This window comes from Streptomyces sp. NBC_00984, assembly GCF_045162475.1.
Lineage (GTDB): Bacteria > Actinomycetota > Actinomycetes > Streptomycetales > Streptomycetaceae > Streptomyces.
The window spans coordinates 8,602,381-8,619,345 of sequence record NZ_CP108734.1 but is presented as its reverse complement, the minus strand read 5'-3'; the positions used below and the strand labels follow the sequence as shown (position 1 = coordinate 8,619,345).

Below are 16,965 nucleotides of genomic sequence, written 5' to 3'. Positions count from 1 at the left end.
GCAACTCGGAGGTCCGGACGTGTAGCGGCTCGGGCATGGGTCACAGGTACGTTCTGCGGACCAGGGTGGCCCGCCGCTCGCTCGGTCCGTGACCGGTCACCACGACGGTGGCATGAGGGGTGGGCCGGTCCGGAACCTCGGCCGCGACCGGCCATGCGTCGGTGGGCTGGTCGGTGAGGCGGAAGGACGGTGGGAAGGGCGTCGCCCGGTCGATCAACCCCGCGTAGAACTCCAGCCACTTGGAATGATTGAAGGCGACTGCGGCGGTGATGCGCCCGTGGTAGCCGTAGACGGCGACGAACCTGCGCTGGGCCACCGATCCCTGGGCGATGACGAGCTGGTCGGCATAGGTCGGAACGCCGACCGACTTGATCTCGGTGCCGAACTGAGTCGACCAGAACTCCGGCAGTGCCAGGTGCGGCCATCGTTCGCCCTCGGCACTGATCATGTTGTGTGCGGCGATCTGGGCCTGGGCGACGGCGTTGCCCCAGTGCTCCAGGGAGAGGTACTGGTAGTCGTAGACGGGGTGCGGGCAGCGAGCCACGTCGCCCGCGACGAACACATCGTCGGTGACGACGCCGTTGACGTCGACAGCGCGGCAACCCGCATCGCACGCCACACCCCACACACCTGCCGCCAGTCCCGAGCCTTCCAGCCATTCGACGTTGCGGACGCTGCCGAGCGCGGCCACCACCACATCGACGTCCAGGACGCTGCCGTCAGACAGCCGGGCCTGCCGCAGCCGCCCGGCCCCATCGCCTTCCAGCGCCTCGACCTGAACCCCGCACCGCAGGTCGACCCCGTGGTCACGCAGCATCTGCGCCGCGACGCCGCCGATCACCGCGCCCAGCGCCCCAACCAGCGGGGTCAGGCCCCGCTCCGTGACCGTCACCGGCACATCCAGCTCGCGGCAGGCGGAGGCGACCTCACAGCCCGTGAAGCCGCCACCGATGACCAGTACCCGGCCGGGTCGTGCTTCCAGCCGCCGCCGCAGCCCTTCCGCGTCGGCCTGGGTGCGCAGCACGAACAATCCGTCGAGCCCGGCCTCTGCCTCATTCGGCCACGGGCGGGCCCGCACCCCGGTGGCTATGAGCAACCGGTCGAACCCCACCCTCTCGCCGTCGGCCAGAACCACCTGCTTGCCGCCCAGGTCAAGCTCCGTGGCCGCGACCCCCAACCGCCAGTGTGCGTCGAACTCCTCACGGCGGGGAAGTGCGGTCCGACGGGCATCAACCTGCCCCACGAGGGCCTGCTTGGACAGCGGCGGCCGGTCATATGGGGGATCAGGCTCGTCCCCGATCATGGTCAGCGAGCCAGTGAAGCCATCCCGGCGCAGCACCAGTCCAGCCCGCAGACCAGCCAGAGACGCCCCGACAATGACGATTCTGCCGGTCCGCCTGCACGTCTCCTCAGGGCGTGGGGCGGCCACCTGCGCCTCGGGCACGGGCAGCCGGTGCCCGAGGTCCTCACGGTCGAGGAAGATGGCCTGGACCGGGCAGGCCGCCGCTGCTCGCGCGATCTTCTCCCGCTGCGCGTGGTCCGGATCCGGGTCGTACAGCAGCGCCTCGTCCCCACGTATTGCGAAGACATCCGGAGCGGCAAAAGCACACTGGGCGTATCCCTGGCACCGCGTAAGATCCACAACGATCTTCATGTGGACGCCCCTTCCGACACCCTACGGGTCGGCTGTTTCGTCCCACGCCCTTGTACGGACGTCATCACGTCTGCTCTTTCAGTGGATCACGGCACACCCGAGACCGCATCCCGCCGCAGACCAGGAGTCACGTTCCGTAGTCGTTGCGCACCGAAACCCGAATGTGCGCATCCAGTACGCGTCGACCGCCGACAATGCGCATCAGATCGCGGACCCTGCACACAAATCGTGTACGTTCTCGCGCTCCGTGTCATGCGACAGGCCACTGACCAGTGGCTTCTTGCCATGTCTCACGTCTTGTCAACGGACTTCTGTCTCACACGCCCTGTGAATTCCACCGGGGCCCGGTGCGGCGGCGGACGGCACGCCCACGTGCTGGCACCCGTGATGTGCTCGGCCATGTGCTCGGCCGCGATGCGGGCCTGGGCGACCGCCCCACCGCAAAGGCGCCGACGGTCAACGCGACCGAAGGGGCGGCCAGGGCGACCACGGCCGTTGGGGAGATGTGGAGCAGGGGCGCTGCGACCGCGGCACCACCGGGCATCGCAGTGGTCGAGCCGGCCCGGCAATCCCCTCGGGCGAGGCACCGATCCCCGCGTCGAGGCCGTCCGTCATGCCCAATCTGCCCCTTCCCGCAGCTGGAGCGCGAACAGCCGGGAAGGCCCGCACGGCAGGCGTCGCCTGATCGTCGCGCCAGACCAGGTCGAGATCCATGGTGGAGGTGACGTCGGTCAGTTGGAGCGCTGCTGTCGACGGTCCGAGGCCTTCTGTCATGGAGGCGGGAACGAAGGTGAAGCTCCGCTCTGTCGTAGTGCACAGGGGTCAGGTCGCGGGAGTAGAAGCAGAACGTCTGGCCGGCGAGTATCGCATTGCCGACGGTACAGAGAGACCTGGCAGCACCGCTGTCCAGCCTGCCGTGGACCATCGACGCCTACACCCTGGTGCCGGCCTCGCTCTATATCCTGGCCGGCTCCCTTGCGGACCGGATAGGACGCCGGCACGTGTTTCATGGTCGGACTGGTCGTATTCACCGCCGGCTCTGCGCTGTGCTCCCTGGCATCGAGTCTGGCGATGCTCGTCGCCGTTCGCAGGGTGCAGGACATCGGCGGTTCCATGCTCACTCCGGTCGGCATGTCGATCGTCATCCACACCTTCACGGACCGCCGTGAACGCGCCCGCGCCATCGGGGTTTGGTCGGCGCGGCCGATGGCGGCCTTCGCGACCGTGGACAGCTCCTTCTCCAGCCGCTCCGTACCGGGCCGCGGCAGACACCATCAACAACCTCGCCACCACCCTCCCCAGGCCCCCGCCGGCTCGCTCGCCACCGGCCCCAGGAACACCACCGACACGGTGTTCCTCCGAGCGGTGCCCGCGTGGGGACCGACGCCTGTGGCAAGTCCATGTCGCCCTGCAGCGTGCCCGGGACGGAGAGCCGGACGCCGCCGGGCTCGGCGAGCCCCTCCGGGAAGCGGGCGACGACTGCCACCAGCCCCGGACCTCCGACGACTTCGTCGACCGCCTCAACCGCGCCCCCACCGTACTGCTGCTCGACATCCCCGCCGTCCGTACACTCGCCACCACCCTCGCCCTCCAGACACCGCAGGACACCCACGTCCAGGCCGCCTACGAACAGATCCGCGCGGCCTGTACCACAGCCGGGATCTCCTGACCACCGCTGCCCCGTCCGGTTCTGGTGCGACGGACGCCTACTTCTGCGGTTCGAGGTTCGTTGTGCGTGGGCGCGCTCCAGGATGCGGAGCACCGAGACGCAACAGACGGAGCAGCCGCAGGCGCTGGCCGGACGGAGCACCCACTGACGTACCGGCGCCCCGGTGGCGGCGACGAACGCTTCCCAGGGCGCCTCTCGATGATGCGACGAGCGATTGTGCCCGGTGGTGGCATCGGCTTCGAGGTGAGACCACCACCGGGTTGGCTGATCGGATTCCCATGTGCCGGACGTGTGCACTTTGCCGGAACAGCAAGAGTAATTGCACGCTTCAGTAAGGGAGTTGCAGTCTGGTTCCGGTCAAGGCAATCGAAACCGAAAGGCTGCACAATGACTACCCATGAAGGCGCCGGGCCCGCACCAGACTCTGGTGACCGCGCGCCGATCAACAACCGCGTCCACCACGTTGCATCAGGCGAACTGGACGGTTACGCCGCTATCAGCGGAGGCACAGTCGGCTCGAAGAAGCTCTGGATGGGCCTGGTGGAGAACCCGCCGCTGAGCTCGACGGACAACCACCATCACGGCGATTCGGAGGCTGGTATCTACGTGGTCAGCGGTCACCCCGTATTCGTCTACCACGACGGCACACAGGAGGTACGGCTCGCCGCCGGCCCAGGCGACTTCTTCCTCGTCCCCCCGTACGTCCCGCACCGAGAGGAGAACCCCGACCCGAATGAGCCCGCAGTCGTCGTGATCGCTCGGACCACCCAAGAGCCGATCAAGGTCTCCGTGCCCGAGCTGTATCAGCTCAAAGAGACAGACACCCAGTCGAGCCGGTCGACGCCGTAGGGATCGAATCGGCAAGGTCAGTCTTCGTTGTCAATGATCAAGCTCCGACCACACAGGACAGCCACTGTCCCGCGCCATCGGACCCCGCCCGATTGCCACCGAAGACTGACAGACGACGTTTGTGTCAACGAAGAATGACCGTGCGGGCCAGCCGTCCCTTCATCCCTGGCGGGCGTGCGACGACAGCTACGGCACCTCGCCGCGTTGTCGGGACGCCCGAATACACCCAGTATTCGGGCGTCCCTCCGCCTTGCGATGCACCGCATCCGACGCCGCACGCTGACCCACCAGGGATTACGTGACAGCCCTTAGCCCGCGCGGGGGCGGTCTGTATGCGCGGTGAATTCGGCGAAGCGAAATTGCAGGAGGAGCCAGGCGAAGACGTCGATGTCATTGAGGTCGAGATCGAAGATCGTCTGTAGCTTGTCGATGCGGTAACGGACCGAGTTCACGTGGACGTTCAGGGCGGCCGCTGTAGCGGGAATGTTCTTGTTGCTTTCGATGTAAGTCTTGAGGGTTTCGAGGTACGCGGAGCCGCGTTCGCGGTCCATCTCCCTCATCCGTTCGAGGACTGGGACACGCAGTTGACTCGTCGAGCGGTGCCAGTCGGCGATCATGGCCAGGTCGAGCTGGGGAAGGTGCTCGTCCATGAGCACGACGGCACCGCTGGGACGGTGGGTCACGAGCCCGCGTGCGGTCAACCGGACCAGGGTGCGCAGGTAGGTGTAGTCGTTGCTGAGCTCGTGGGTGTCGTGGAGTTCACGGCCCACCACAACTGACAGTGACGGTGCGGTGAGCTCGACGCGGCGGAGGAAGTCGTCGAGGTTGTGTTGGAGGGTCGTCCACTCCTGGCTGTGCCGGCCGCTGAAGAGCATGACGAGATGGGAGTCGACTTCCGCCAGGATCGCGTTCGGCTGGATGAGGTGCAGCCAGGTCGAGACACGTTGGATGAGCCGGTGAGAGGCGACTTCAGTGGTGTGTGGGGGCGGATTGGTCGAGGTGAGTGTGGCAAGGCGGTACCACTGCTTGTCGGCGATTTCCAACGCGAATGCGCACGCGGATGCCTGCTGAGGGTCGCGTAGGAGGTGGGAGAGCAGGTCGGCTTCTCGCCGCCGTTTGACGTCGACGTAGGAGCGGGCGTGGTGGAGGTGGAGGGAAGCGGCGTCCAGCAGCTCCTCCAGGGCTCGTATGGCGTGGTGGCATTGCTGCGGGTCGGTCACGATGACCCAGATGGTGCCGAGCACTTCGCCGTCGCTGCGGACGGCGGCGGCGACACGTCCGTAGGTCTCGGCGTCGCCGGGGACGAAGACACACCCGGTGCTGGCGTAGATGAGGCGGCAGTCGGGGTCGGTCGAGGGTGAATCGACCTCGCTCATCAGGAGGGTGGCCTTGCGGCGCTGCTCGTCGACGGGCTGATCGGCGAGGTTGGAGAAGCCGAGCACCCGGCCCGCAGGGTCGACGATGCTGGTGGCGCCACCGGCCATGGTGGCCACAGCGTTGGCGAAGGTGAACAGGTCGCCAAGCCGCGCCCCCGCGACACCGTCGGCCGCGGAGATGGACACACTGGTCCTGAGGAGCGTCGCCAGCTGCAGCCAATCGCTGGACTGGCGCGCCAGCACAGTGTTGACCTTGTGCAGTTCGCCCAGCGCGCGCAGGGAATCGGGATCGATCGTGGCGGGCTTTGCGATCAATGCGGCGGCCCGTGCCTCGCCGGCTCGGACCAGTAGCTCGGTGAAGGCGGGCCCCTGCGCGGGAAAGCCGACTGCGAGGAGCACCGCGTCCCGCGGGATGAACTTGTCATCGTCGGCCGGTTCGCGAAGCACGATCGACTGCACCAGCGGGTCGTCATCCTGGTGCACCAGCCACAGGTCCGCTCCGACGTTCACGAGCACTTCCGAGAGAGACGCCGGTTGGAAACCACCGACGGCTGGCACGGTCAGGTCCGGGGTTCCGCTTGCCATGTTTGGAGATTTTATCAGCAGGAAGCCGAATCCTTTGTAGATCGCTCCGTACCGGTGGCTGGTTTGCCCTCCTACGCTGATCCCACGCCGCCCGCTTCGACCGGGGTTGGCGACCACAATCCCCCTGGCGTAGGAGCCCACGATGACGCCTGTCTCCTTGCGGTACGTCGCCGCCGTCCTCGTCGCGACGTCAGCCACCCTCCTCACGGCGTGCGGCTATGACGCGAGCAAGCCGCCGACGGCCGCGAGCGGCGCCGCGTCGAGCTTGGTCAAACAGGCCGGGGTGCTGCGCGTCGGCACCAACGTGCCGTTTGTGCCGATGGAGTTCTACGCACCGGACGGGGCGACCCTCTCGGGCATCGATATCGACCTGGCCACAGCAGTGGCAGCGCGTCTCGGGCTCAAGGCAAGCTTCTCCAACGCTTCCTGGGACGGCCTGATCCCCGCGTTGAACGCCGGCCGCCACGACATGCTGGCGTCGTCGTTCGGCGATTTCCCCGAGCGTCGGAAGCAGGTCATCTTCGTCGACATGCTCAAGGGCGGCATCGCCGGCATCGTGCGGGCCACTGACAAGTCTCAGTTCCCGCAGTCCTCCGCGTTGTGCGGCAAGACGGTCGGCGTCGCGAACGGCTCGGCAACCGTAGCCGTGGCGAAGACCATCTCGGCGACGTGTGTGAAGGACGGCAGCGAGGCGGTCTCCGCTCAGGTCTTTCCCACCGACAGGGAAGCCACGGTGGCGATCCGGAGCGGGCGTGTGGACGTCGCCCTGGTCGACCGCGTCGTGGCACAGCACCTGGCCGGCAGCCAACCCCGGCACTACGCCGAAGTCCTCGACAACATCTCGCCGGAGTTCCTCTACGGCTTCGCGGTCAACAAGAACAATCCGGCACTGGCTCAGGCAATCGCCAAGGCACTCGACTCCCTCATCGCCGACAGCACCTACGTCAAGATCTGCGCGAAGTACGGGATCACCGGCAGCACCCTGATCACCAGAGCCACCATCGACGGAGGCAAGCAGTGATCGACTCCACCCTCACGGAACTGAACACCCATCAGGACGAGCTGCGCACCATCGCACGACGCCACCCCTGGCGCTGGGTCTCGGCGCTCCTCGCCCTGGCGGCCGGCACCGCGATCGTGTGGGCCTTCGCAAGCTCACCCAACCTCCAATGGAACGAGGTCGGTTCCTATCTGACCGCCCGATCCGTCATCGACGGCATCGGCCTCACCATCCTGCTCACGCTTGTGGCACAGGGCATGGGCACCGTCGGCGGCATCATCCTCGCCGTCATGCGAAGGTCGAGCAACCCCGTCCTCAAGATGATCAGCGGACTCTACCTGTGGATCTTCCGCGGGACACCGGTGCTCATCCAGATCATCTTCTGGTACAACCTCGCTCTGATCTTCCCCGCCGTCGCACTGCACATTCCGTTCACCTCGATCGGCTTCAGCGTCGCGACCAACTCACTCATCACGCCGGTGGCCGCGGCCATCATCGCGCTCGGCCTCAACGAGGCCGCGTACATGGCCGAGATCGTGCGAGGCGGCCTCATCTCCGTCGAACAAGGACAGAGCGAGGCGGCAGCCACCATCGGCATGACCGGCGGCCAGGCCATGCGCTACGTGATCCTCCCGCAGGCCCTCCGCACGATCGTTCCGCCGACCGGCAACGAACTGATCAACATGCTCAAGAACACCTCGCTCGTCAGCGTCATCGCCGCCCGCGAACTACTCACCGCATCCCAGCAGATATACGGGGTCAACTACCTGGTCATCGAGCTGCTCATCGTCGCCAGCATCTGGTACCTGGCCCTGTCGACCGTCGCCTCCCTCGCGCAGACCTACCTGGAACGCCGCCTACAGGTCGTGCTCCGGGTCCGGCCGCAGCCATGGACCACACGCGCCGCGAACCACCTCACCTCCTTGCGGTCCGCCGCCAACCTCACCTCGGACGGTAAGTCATGACAGCCATGATCGAGATACGGAACGTCAAGAAGAACTACGGCCCGGCCGCCGTCCTGCGCGGTGCCTCACTCGACGTCCAGCGCGGCGAGGTCGTCAGCGTCCTGGGCTCCTCCGGAGCGGGCAAATCGACCCTGATGCGCTGTGTGAATCATCTCGAACCGGTGGACGCCGGAACCATCAGCGTCGACGGTCAACTCGTCGGCTACGACCGGCGAGGCAACCACCTGCACGAGGTCAAGGAGTCGGCCCTGTGCCGTCAGCGTCGGGACATCGGCATGGTGTTCCAGCACTTCAACCTCTTCGGCCACCTGACCGCCCTGGACAACGTGACCCTCGGCCCGCGCAAAGTCCTCGGAAGGCCACGCGCCGAAGTCGAGAAGGAAGCACGGGACCTACTCGCGCAGGTCGGCCTCTCCGAGCACGCGGACTCCTACCCCCGCCAACTCTCCGGCGGGCAGCAACAGCGCGTAGCGATCGCCCGAGCCATGGCCATGCACCCCAAGCTCATGCTCTTCGACGAGCCCACCTCGGCCCTCGACCCCCACCTGGTCGGCGAAGTCCTCCGCGTGATCCGTCAGCTCGCCGACAGCGGTATGACGATGGTGATCGTCACCCACGAGGTGCGGTTCGCCCTCGACGTCTCCGACCGCATCGTGCTCATGGACAGCGGCACGGTCGCCTACGATGCCCGCCCTCAGGAATGGCTGACCTCGGCACATCCGCTGGTCACCACCTTTATGAGCCACTTCAAGGCATCCCTGACCGCCCAGGACACCACCACACCCATCGGTTCCGACGACAGGATCACCACATCATGAGCGCACCCGTCAACGTCAACGACTTCCGCCGCGTCGCCCGGCGCCGCCTGCCGCGGATCGTCTTCGACTACCTCGAGGGCGGCGCACTCGACGAGATCACGCTGCGGAGCCACATCACCGACCTCGCCGCGCTGCACCTGCGACAGTCCATCATGAGCGATGTCTCCGGCATCGACCTCAGCACGACCGTCCTGGGACAGACCCTGCGGACGCCGGTACTGATCTCACCGATGGGCCTGCTGTCGCTTTTCCACCGCGCCGCCGACATCGCGCTCGCGCGAGCGGCCCGTAACGCGGGAACCGTCTTCGTGCACAGCGCCTGGTCCGGCACGCCGCTGAAGAAGGTGGCGGCCGCAGCTCCGGGCTCCGTCTGGTGCCAGGCCGCGATCTGGCCGGACCAGCGGCTGGTCGACAAGCATCTCGACCGCGCCGAGGAGGCCGACATCCCGGTCCTCGTCCTCGCCGGCGACGTCGCCGTGTCCAGCAAGCGCGAACGCGACCTCCACAACGGCTTCACGATGCAGGCGCGCCCCTCGCCGCGCAGTGTGCTGAACGCCGCGACGAAGCCGCGGTGGGTCGCCAACTTCCTGTTCGGCCCCAAGATCACGTTCGGAGATCAGAGCATCGACGGCCGGGCGATGAACCTGCGCGAAATGGGCGAGTTCATGCACGCCGACAATGACGCAGTGACCTGGGACGACGTGATACGGATCCGCAAGCGCTGGCGAGGAAAACTCGCCGTCAAGGGTGTGATGAACGCACAGGACGCACGCCGGGCAGTCGACGCCGGCGCGGACGCGATCTTCGTCTCCAACCACGGCGGCCGACAGTTCGACGCACAGCCCTCGACGGTCAGCGCACTCGCCGAGATCGCGCAGGCCGTCGACGGCCGGGCCGAAGTGTTGGTCGACAGCGGCATCCGGCGCGGCAGTGACCTTGTCAAGATGCGGGCCCTCGGCGCGACCGCCGGCCTGATCGGCCGGCCGGCCGTCTACGGACTGGTCCACTCCGGCGAAGCCGGCGTCGCCGCTGTGCTCGACATCCTGCGCGACGAGACGGCCACAGCCCTCGCCTTCACCGGCAACACCACCCTGAACAACCTGAACGCCTCGGCCCTGGCGCCCAGCAGCTGCGCTTCCGCCTCGTCCGGAGCCTGATCCGGGACCGCGGGACCGTACCCATGACCGCGGGCGAGGCGATCGTGCAGGGCGACGACCCCGGACGGTGGGTGAGCGCGCAGCGGTTCGGACGGAAGGGCCGGTGCCCGCGCAGCAGTGGCTCCTGGAGAACGTCCCGGGTTTGAAGCCGACTGGGGAGGGCGAGCAGGCACGGCATCTGGCTCGACAACGTCCGCAAACGAGCCGACAGACTCAGCGCGGAACAGCGGGCGGGCCTCGACGCACTCGGCATGCGCTGAATAGGCAGGCCGGGCAACAGCGACGGTCGTGGCACGCGGCGCGGCCGCTTTCGTTGCCGGGATCGCCGTTCAGGTCCATGTGTTCATGGCAATCAGTCCGCCCCACGGGTCGGGGGCGAAGGACACCAATTGCGGCTCTCCGCCCCAGGACTCACCCAAGACTCCAGTGAGAGCACCCGCGCCCAGCGTTCCAAGTCGTCCAGATCGCCCTCCTCGGCCCGAATCCGGGCAGGCCCATGACCGGCGGTCAACGAGGTACTGGTCGATTGTCGTCATCCGCGTCGTCCACCGTGTCCGCAGTGTTGTTCGGGGCCAGGGAGCGTATGCGGGGTATCGGTGAAGGCAGTAGCCAGAGTAATGACAGGGCTCCTCCGGTAGCGGCAATGAGGAGGGTCGACCTCAGGCCGTTGAGAGTGGCGAGCAAGCCGCCGACGATGGCACCGACGGGGCGTATGCCGTAATTGATCGTGCTGTACGCACCCGCGACACGACTGCGCATGCGATCGGGGATCACGGCGGCCTGGAGGGAGTTGAGGTTGACGTCGAACAGCATGACGCCGAAGCCGGAGAGGAACTCGGTCGCGGCCAACGCCCCTGCGCGGAGCCAGAGAGGGCCATTCGCGGCGGCGGCGATGGCGATCGGCGCAGGGAACAGCACGGCGCCCACGACGATGCTGCGTCCCACACCGAACCGTCGCGAGATCGCGGGAGCGGACACCGCACCGAGCAGGGCACCGGTCGCGCCGGCCCCGAGCGCGATGCCGATCACTCCCGCGGACAGTCCGAGGCTCCGACTGGCGAACAGCACGATCAGCCCACTGCCCGCGACGAAGGTGAAGAAGTTGACGGTGGCCGCGCAACCGAGACCGGCCCGCAGTACCGGGTGACGGACGACGAACGCCAGGCCCTCCCTGGCACGCCGCAGCAGTGAGGCTGCGGCTGTGCCGGTGGCGGCTGCCGGCTGTTCCTCGACCGAGACCCGGCCGATCATGACCGCTGACGCCAGGAAGGTCAGGGCATCCACGACGATGGCGACGGGTGCGGTGAGCGCCTGGACCAGAGCGCCGCCGATCGCAGGGCCGGCGACATAGGAAGCCGAACGGCTGGCGCTGAGCTTGCTGTTCGCATCGACATAGGAAGCGCGCGGTACGAGTTGTACGAAGAACGGCGGATAGGCGGTGTTGAACAGCACCCCGGCGGCGCCCGTCAGCAACGCCACGGCATACAGGTGCGTGAGCGTCACCGCCCCCAGCATGTAGGCCGCCGGCAGGCTCAGCAGCACTGCGGCGCGCAGGAGGTCGGCGAGGATCATCAGACGGCGTTTGCGTGCCTGGTGATCGACCCAGGCCCCCAGGAAGATCGCGAGCAGGTTGGGGGTCCAGATGAGCGCGGTCAGCCATGCCACCTGGTTGGCCGAAGCGTTCAGCGCGCTGATGGCGATCAGGGGCAGGGCCAGCTCGGTGATCCGGTCACCGAACTGTGAAACCGAATTGCCGGCCCAGAAGCGGGCGAACCGCCGATCGCGCCACAGCGATATCGCAGGGGACCGGTCCAGGCCGTTCACGATGTATGCCCCGTCTGCTTCTCACTCTGTTCCCCGCCACCTTCCGGCAGGACGTAGCGCATCAGCCGGACGCCACGGCTGTCGGCGGGCCGGTCGGCCGGGTCCCGGGTGACGTACGGCGCGAGAACGCGCTCGATCTCGTCCTGGATGGCGGCGAGTTCCTCAGCGGAGACCATGACACGGGTATGGGCCAGACCGGCCTGCCTGCGCCATGCCGGATCGAGTCCGGGCTCGACCTCGGCAGCCCAGCGGCTCGGGAGGTCTGCGTAGCGCAGGAACATCTGCCGCGAGAGTTCGCGCGCGGCCGACCGGCCCTCTTCGTCCGTCGGGTCCTGCGACTCCTCGAACCGGAAGCCGCGTGCCACTGCCTCCCAACGCCGACGTCGGCGGTCCGGTCCGGGCTCGCTGTCACGGACCAGCCCGAAGGTCGCCAGGTGGCGCAGATGCCAGCTGGTCACCGACGGCGTGGCTCCCACATCCGGTGCGAGCTCGGTCGCGGTGGCCGGTCCGTTCCGGTGCAGAAGGTCGAGGATCGCCAGCCGCACCGGATGCGCCAACGCCCGCATCGCTTGCGGATCAGTGATCTCGATATCGCCCATGCGGTTACTGGAGTTCATGACGTGAGAGCATCCTCTCACAATTTGTGAGAGTCAACTCTCAGATCTGCAGCGTCACGCAGCCCCGAGATGCACGTCCCTGCGAGGCTGCGCCCACGCCGACAACGTTCCACGACGCAAGCACCCTCGGCGACACCTGAGCCATCCCAGCCCGCAGACGCCGTCTCCTCACCTACGACCAGTACTCCCCCGCGGCACCGACTTCTCCCGGCATGGCCGCGAGTACCCGGACGCCGTCGCCGCCGAACTCAACAGCCGGCCACGGACACCGCTCGGCCGGGAATCCCCGGCCGAGCGGCTGTCTGCGCTTCTCGTGGCGTGATCCATGAGTCGCAGCTGCGCGCGGCGCGAGCTGGTGACGTCAAGCCCGCTGCGAGAGCAGGTCATCGAGTTCGGCTGCGAAGAGCAGGGCGGGATCGAGGCCCATTCCCGTGAAGTGACCGGCGAGTTCCAGGGACAGGACGCCGTGCAGCCGGGTCCAGAAGGTCAGGGCCCGGCGAAGGGCCGCGGGCGGGGCGGGGTGGCCGTCGGCCCAGTCCCGGTGTTCTTCCAGGTGGGCACCGAACGGTGTCACGGGGCCGTCCGGGACGAGGGCCGCACAGGCATCGAGCAGGGTGGCCATGATCTGGGAAGAGATCCTGGTGGTGTCCTCGGGGGCGTGGTAGCCGGGCACGGGGGTGCCGTAGATGAGGAAGTAGCGCTGGGGGTCCTCCACGGCCCAGCCGCGCAGGGCGTGCGCCAGGCCGGTCACGTCGGCGCCGGCGGCGAAGGCCGCACGGAAGGTGTCGGCGAGACTTTGGTACGCGTCCCGGATGAGCTCGGTGATCAGCTCGTCGCGGCCGGCGAAGTAGCGGTAGAGCGCGGGGCCGCTCACGCCCATCTGTTTGGCGACCGCGTTGAGGGAGAGCGCGGGCACTCCCGCCGCGGCGATCTGCCCCCAGGCGTGTTCCTTGATCTCCGCGCGGACCTGGGCACGGTACCGCTCTCGCGGCGTCTTCGGATCCGACTCCCCCACAGCCCGCCACCCTCCCTGTTCCCTCTGCTACATCTTCAAGGTTTCGTTAGAAGCTATCACGCAAGACCTTGACCCTCCATCACATCGCTAGTTATAACTTCTAACGAACGCGCAAGCTTCTAGCTCGTTCGGGGTGTGCAGTGCGGCCGTCCCGTTCGCCGCCCCGTCCGACGACAAACATCCGCCCGGCAGTCAGGGCGCACTCGACAGACAGCTCCCGCCTGGCAACCGACAAGGGGAACACCATGCCCGGCATCCGCACCGTCCTGTTCACCGTCCCGCTCGCCCTCGCCGTCCTCAGCACCGCTGCCGCACCCGCCGGAGCCGCCCACCGCCACCCCGGCACGTCCCTCACCTGCCACGGGGAAGGTGTCGATCCCGACGCGCGTGTCCGCCACAGGACCGAGGCCTTGATCCATGCGCCGTTCCGTACCGTCTGGAAACTGCAGACGGACGTGGCGCGCTGGCCGTCCTGGCAGACCTCCGTCAAGACCGCGGAACGCCTCGATCACGGCCCCTTCCGGAAGGGCTCGGCGTTCCGGTGGATGACCCCGATACCCCCCAACCCCGCGACGCCGGCGACCGAGCTGGAGATCACCTCGACCGTCGAGCAGCTCAGGCCCAACTCCTGCATCCGCTGGACCGGCCCCGCGATCGGTGAGGGACTGCGCATCGACGGTGTCCATGTATGGAACTTCAGCGCGGTTGAGGGCGGCGTCCGCGTGAGCACCGAGGAAACCCACACCGGTGCCCAGGTCGACGCGGATGTGCCCACCGCGACGGAGATCCTCCGCCAGGGCCTCGAAGCATGGCTGCACGAACTGAAGACCGCCGCCGAGGCCCGCACCGACGACCGGCGGAACTGAATGGGTGAAGAACTGCGGGCCTCCCGGGCCCATGCCCCGGGAGGCCTGCCGGGTTTCACTTCGACGCGAGGAAGTCCTCGACCCCCGCGGCGGCTTCACCCGGCGGCTCGACACCCGGGAAGTGCGTCCCGCCGTTGAACCGCGTGCAGCTTCGCCCGAGGCACGGCCGTTTGACAGCCTGTCTGCACAACCCGGTGAGTCGGTGTCAGTGCTGCCCCGTCATAGTGCTGTTCATGATCAACCGACTTGACAGTATCGACTGGTCGTCGATGAGCCATGCGTACGGCCCGGCCATCGATGTTCCGGTGTGGCTGAGGGAGATGGGCTCGGCCGACCCCGATATCCGGGAGAAGGCGTTCAGCGGCTTTTACAGCGCGGCCCATCATCAGGGGGACGTGTATACGTGCACCACTGCGAGCCTGCCGTTCCTGTTCGCCATGGCGGACGACCCTGTGGCTCCTGGCCGTGTGTCGGTCATCGGGCTGCTGCTCAGCATCGGACGCGAAGCCGTGAGCCGCTGCGACGGCATCTACTTCGGCCCGGACGGCACCGAGTCGGCTTCCTACGCGGACAGCGCGGCGGTGATGCGGGAACACGCCGACGACTTCGTCCGCTACGCAGCGGACCCGGATCCGCTGGTGCGGCGGGCGGCGATCGAGGGCCTGGGCCTGTTCCTCGACGACGGCGACCGCGCGGTGGAGATCCTGCGCGGCCGGCTGCTTGCCACGAGCGGGATCCTGGAACGGCTGCTGGTCATCCGGACGATGGCCGACCTGGCGCTCCGGCTGCCGACCGCGCGGACGGCCGCCACCGCCTGGCTCGACACCTTGGCCGGCGACACTGCGGCGAGCGCTGACATCCGGCTCGCCGCGCTCGTCCACCGGGCCCGCTGCGCCCCGCAGGACATCGGAGACGATGTCGTACCGACCGCGATCGACCTGCTCCGTGAGATCACCCCCGCACCCAAGAGCGGGACCGGCGACGCCGAATGCCAGTCCGGTTCCGGCGGGTGCGCGTGCGCTCCTGCCGCCGAGCCCGCAACAGCTCAGGACGTCCCGCCGCAGATAGCCGCCGCATTCGACGACCTCGACCGGCACAACCGTGTCCATGCGCCGACCACGTCCCTGCTGCGCACCTTCCACACGGTGCTCGACGCCCGGGTACCCGAACGCGCCGCTCTGCTCGCCGAGCAGTTGTGCAGCCCGGACCCCGCCACCCGCTACGACGCGATCCGCATGGCCCGGGACCTGATCAGCACCTGGCGCGGTGATCACACCGGCCTCGTCATGCTCCTCGCGAACAACTGCCTGCTGCCGGAGGACCCCTACACCGCCACTGCGGCGGCCGAGAGTCTCGGATCCCTGACTCCTGTCTCCGACCCCGCCCGCGAAGCCCTCGCCTCCCACGTCGCCGCACAACGCACCATGCACGGGCCGGACGTGTGGGCGACGCCGAGACCGCTGCTGCGCCGTGCCCACCAGGAAGCCGTCATGGCCCTGGCACGCCTCGGCGATCCACGCGCCCTGCCCGACCTGCTGACTGCCTTGGATGGTGATACCGACGCCTGGCGTGCCGTGCAGGTCGCCGGCCGTCTCGGCCCAGCCGCCGGTGAACTCGTACCGAGGCTGTCCCAGCACCTCGCCCGCATCGACTTCTCCGAGGAATGGCCCCAGATGAGCGCCGGTGCCCTGGTGTCCGCTCTCGCCGAACTCGGCGATCCGGCGGCCGTGCCCGCGATCACCGGCGCGGTCACCGCCGCAGTCCGCCACGAGCAGTGGCGCACCGCTGCCTTGGCCCTGGAGAGCCTCGCCTCCTTCGGCACCGCTGCCGCATCCGCCGTGGAAACGGTCCGCCCCCTGGCCGAAGCGGACGACCTCGGTCTCCGAGCGGCCGCCACGGCCGCTCTGTGGGAGCTCGAACGCGACCCGGAGAATGCCGTGCCGCGGCTGAACGACCTGCTCGACAGCTACCGGCACAATGTGGCGACCGACGCGCTCGGCCGGATCGGCCCGCCCGCCGCGAGCGCGCTGCCGCGCCTTCGCAAGTCGGTGGCCGTCGACGACCCGTGGACCCGCGTCCACGCCGCGGCCGCGCTGTGGGAGATAGGCGGCGAAGCCGAGGTCCCCCGCGTCATGCAGGCGCTGCTGGCCGCCTGGGACAAGAACGACGCGACTTCGAACCACGTCCTGGCCTGCCTGAACCGCATGGGCTCGGCCGCCGCACCAGCTCTCCCCCGCATCCGAGCGGAACTCTCACTGCCCCGCCGCGGCGGCCGCTTCAAAAGCATCACCTGCGACGAAGAACTGCAGAACACCTGCCGCACCATCATGGCCCGCCTCACCTGACCGATCCCCCACCCCAACCAGGCCTACCGACCTCGAAGCCGACGACACGAGGGGTGGGCACGCAATGCCCACCCCTGTTCCCCCAGTGCCTGCTGCTGAGTCAGGCTCTCTCCGAATCGGTCGTGTCACTCCATCCGGGACCAGGACGAATTGACGAGTCCTAACGCGCCCCGAAATCGCTGTAGTTGACCGCGCGGCCGTGCAGCGGTGCAGCCGCAGAAGAGG

Annotated in this window: 12 protein-coding genes and 1 pseudogene; 8 read left to right on the top strand and 5 right to left on the bottom strand. The window is 67.9% G+C overall.

The genetic code is table 11. The annotated features are described in order from the left end of the window. Positions 1 to 40: 40 nt before the first annotated feature. Positions 41 to 1,654, bottom strand: coding sequence for an FAD-dependent oxidoreductase (locus tag OG520_RS38465; protein WP_406016226.1), 1,614 nt, complete (start codon positions 1,652 to 1,654; stop codon positions 41 to 43). Positions 1,655 to 2,514: 860 nt separating this feature from the next. On the opposite strand from OG520_RS38465, the pseudogene OG520_RS38460 reads away from it, so the two are divergent. Both OG520_RS38460 and OG520_RS38455 read left to right on the top strand, forming a co-directional pair. After that, positions 2,515 to 2,854: pseudogene (locus OG520_RS38460) on the top strand (MFS transporter); the annotation flags it as partial. An 856-nt stretch (positions 2,855 to 3,710) separates the two neighbouring features. After that, a complete protein-coding gene (locus OG520_RS38455; protein ID WP_406016225.1) occupies positions 3,711 to 4,172 on the top strand; it encodes a cupin domain-containing protein in 462 nt (153 codons plus the stop codon). A 308-nt stretch (positions 4,173 to 4,480) separates the two neighbouring features. Here the strand turns inward: OG520_RS38455 and OG520_RS38450 are convergent, their stop codons facing one another. Continuing rightward, positions 4,481 to 6,274, bottom strand: a complete 1,794-nt coding sequence (locus OG520_RS38450; RefSeq protein WP_406016224.1) for a PucR family transcriptional regulator — start codon at positions 6,272 to 6,274, stop codon at positions 4,481 to 4,483. A gap of 16 nt (positions 6,275 to 6,290) precedes the next feature. On the opposite strand from OG520_RS38450, the gene OG520_RS38445 reads away from it, so the two are divergent. Genes OG520_RS38445 through OG520_RS38430 form a run of 4 tightly spaced genes read left to right on the top strand, consistent with a single transcriptional unit; the run spans position 6,291 to position 10,073 of the window. After that, positions 6,291 to 7,154 carry an ABC transporter substrate-binding protein gene (locus OG520_RS38445; RefSeq protein ID WP_406016223.1) on the top strand — a complete coding sequence of 288 codons (864 nt, stop codon included), beginning with the start codon at positions 6,291 to 6,293 and terminating at the stop codon, positions 7,152 to 7,154. Then, positions 7,151 to 8,098 (top strand): amino acid ABC transporter permease, encoded by a 948-nt coding sequence (locus tag OG520_RS38440; RefSeq protein WP_406016222.1) that lies wholly within the window; start codon positions 7,151 to 7,153, stop codon positions 8,096 to 8,098. The genes OG520_RS38445 and OG520_RS38440 overlap by 4 nt, the downstream gene beginning before the upstream one ends. Beyond that, positions 8,095 to 8,916 (top strand): amino acid ABC transporter ATP-binding protein, encoded by an 822-nt coding sequence (locus tag OG520_RS38435; protein ID WP_406016221.1) that lies wholly within the window; start codon positions 8,095 to 8,097, stop codon positions 8,914 to 8,916. Before OG520_RS38440 ends, OG520_RS38435 begins: the two co-directional genes overlap by 4 nt. Further along, a complete protein-coding gene (locus OG520_RS38430) occupies positions 8,913 to 10,073 on the top strand; it encodes an alpha-hydroxy acid oxidase (RefSeq protein ID WP_406016220.1) in 1,161 nt (386 codons plus the stop codon). Before OG520_RS38435 ends, OG520_RS38430 begins: the two co-directional genes overlap by 4 nt. A 507-nt stretch (positions 10,074 to 10,580) precedes the next feature. Here the strand turns inward: OG520_RS38430 and OG520_RS38425 are convergent. The 3 genes from OG520_RS38425 to OG520_RS38415 form a co-directional block, all read right to left on the bottom strand. Beyond that, positions 10,581 to 11,897 carry an MFS transporter gene (locus OG520_RS38425; protein ID WP_406016219.1) on the bottom strand — a complete coding sequence of 439 codons (1,317 nt, stop codon included), beginning with the start codon at positions 11,895 to 11,897 and terminating at the stop codon, positions 10,581 to 10,583. Further along, positions 11,894 to 12,514, bottom strand: a complete 621-nt coding sequence (locus OG520_RS38420; protein ID WP_406016218.1) for an ArsR/SmtB family transcription factor — start codon at positions 12,512 to 12,514, stop codon at positions 11,894 to 11,896. The genes OG520_RS38425 and OG520_RS38420 overlap by 4 nt, the downstream gene beginning before the upstream one ends. Positions 12,515 to 12,875: 361 nt before the next feature. Continuing rightward, positions 12,876 to 13,529, bottom strand: a complete 654-nt coding sequence (locus OG520_RS38415) for a TetR/AcrR family transcriptional regulator (protein WP_406016217.1) — start codon at positions 13,527 to 13,529, stop codon at positions 12,876 to 12,878. A gap of 245 nt (positions 13,530 to 13,774) precedes the next feature. On the opposite strand from OG520_RS38415, the gene OG520_RS38410 reads away from it, so the two are divergent. Both OG520_RS38410 and OG520_RS38405 read left to right on the top strand, forming a co-directional pair. Next, entirely contained in the window at positions 13,775 to 14,395 is a 621-nt protein-coding gene (locus OG520_RS38410; RefSeq protein ID WP_406016216.1) for an SRPBCC family protein, read from the top strand. Positions 14,396 to 14,628: 233 nt separating this feature from the next. Then, positions 14,629 to 16,740, top strand: coding sequence for a HEAT repeat domain-containing protein (locus tag OG520_RS38405; RefSeq protein ID WP_406016215.1), 2,112 nt, complete (start codon positions 14,629 to 14,631; stop codon positions 16,738 to 16,740). The last annotated feature ends 225 nt before the right edge of the window (positions 16,741 to 16,965 follow it).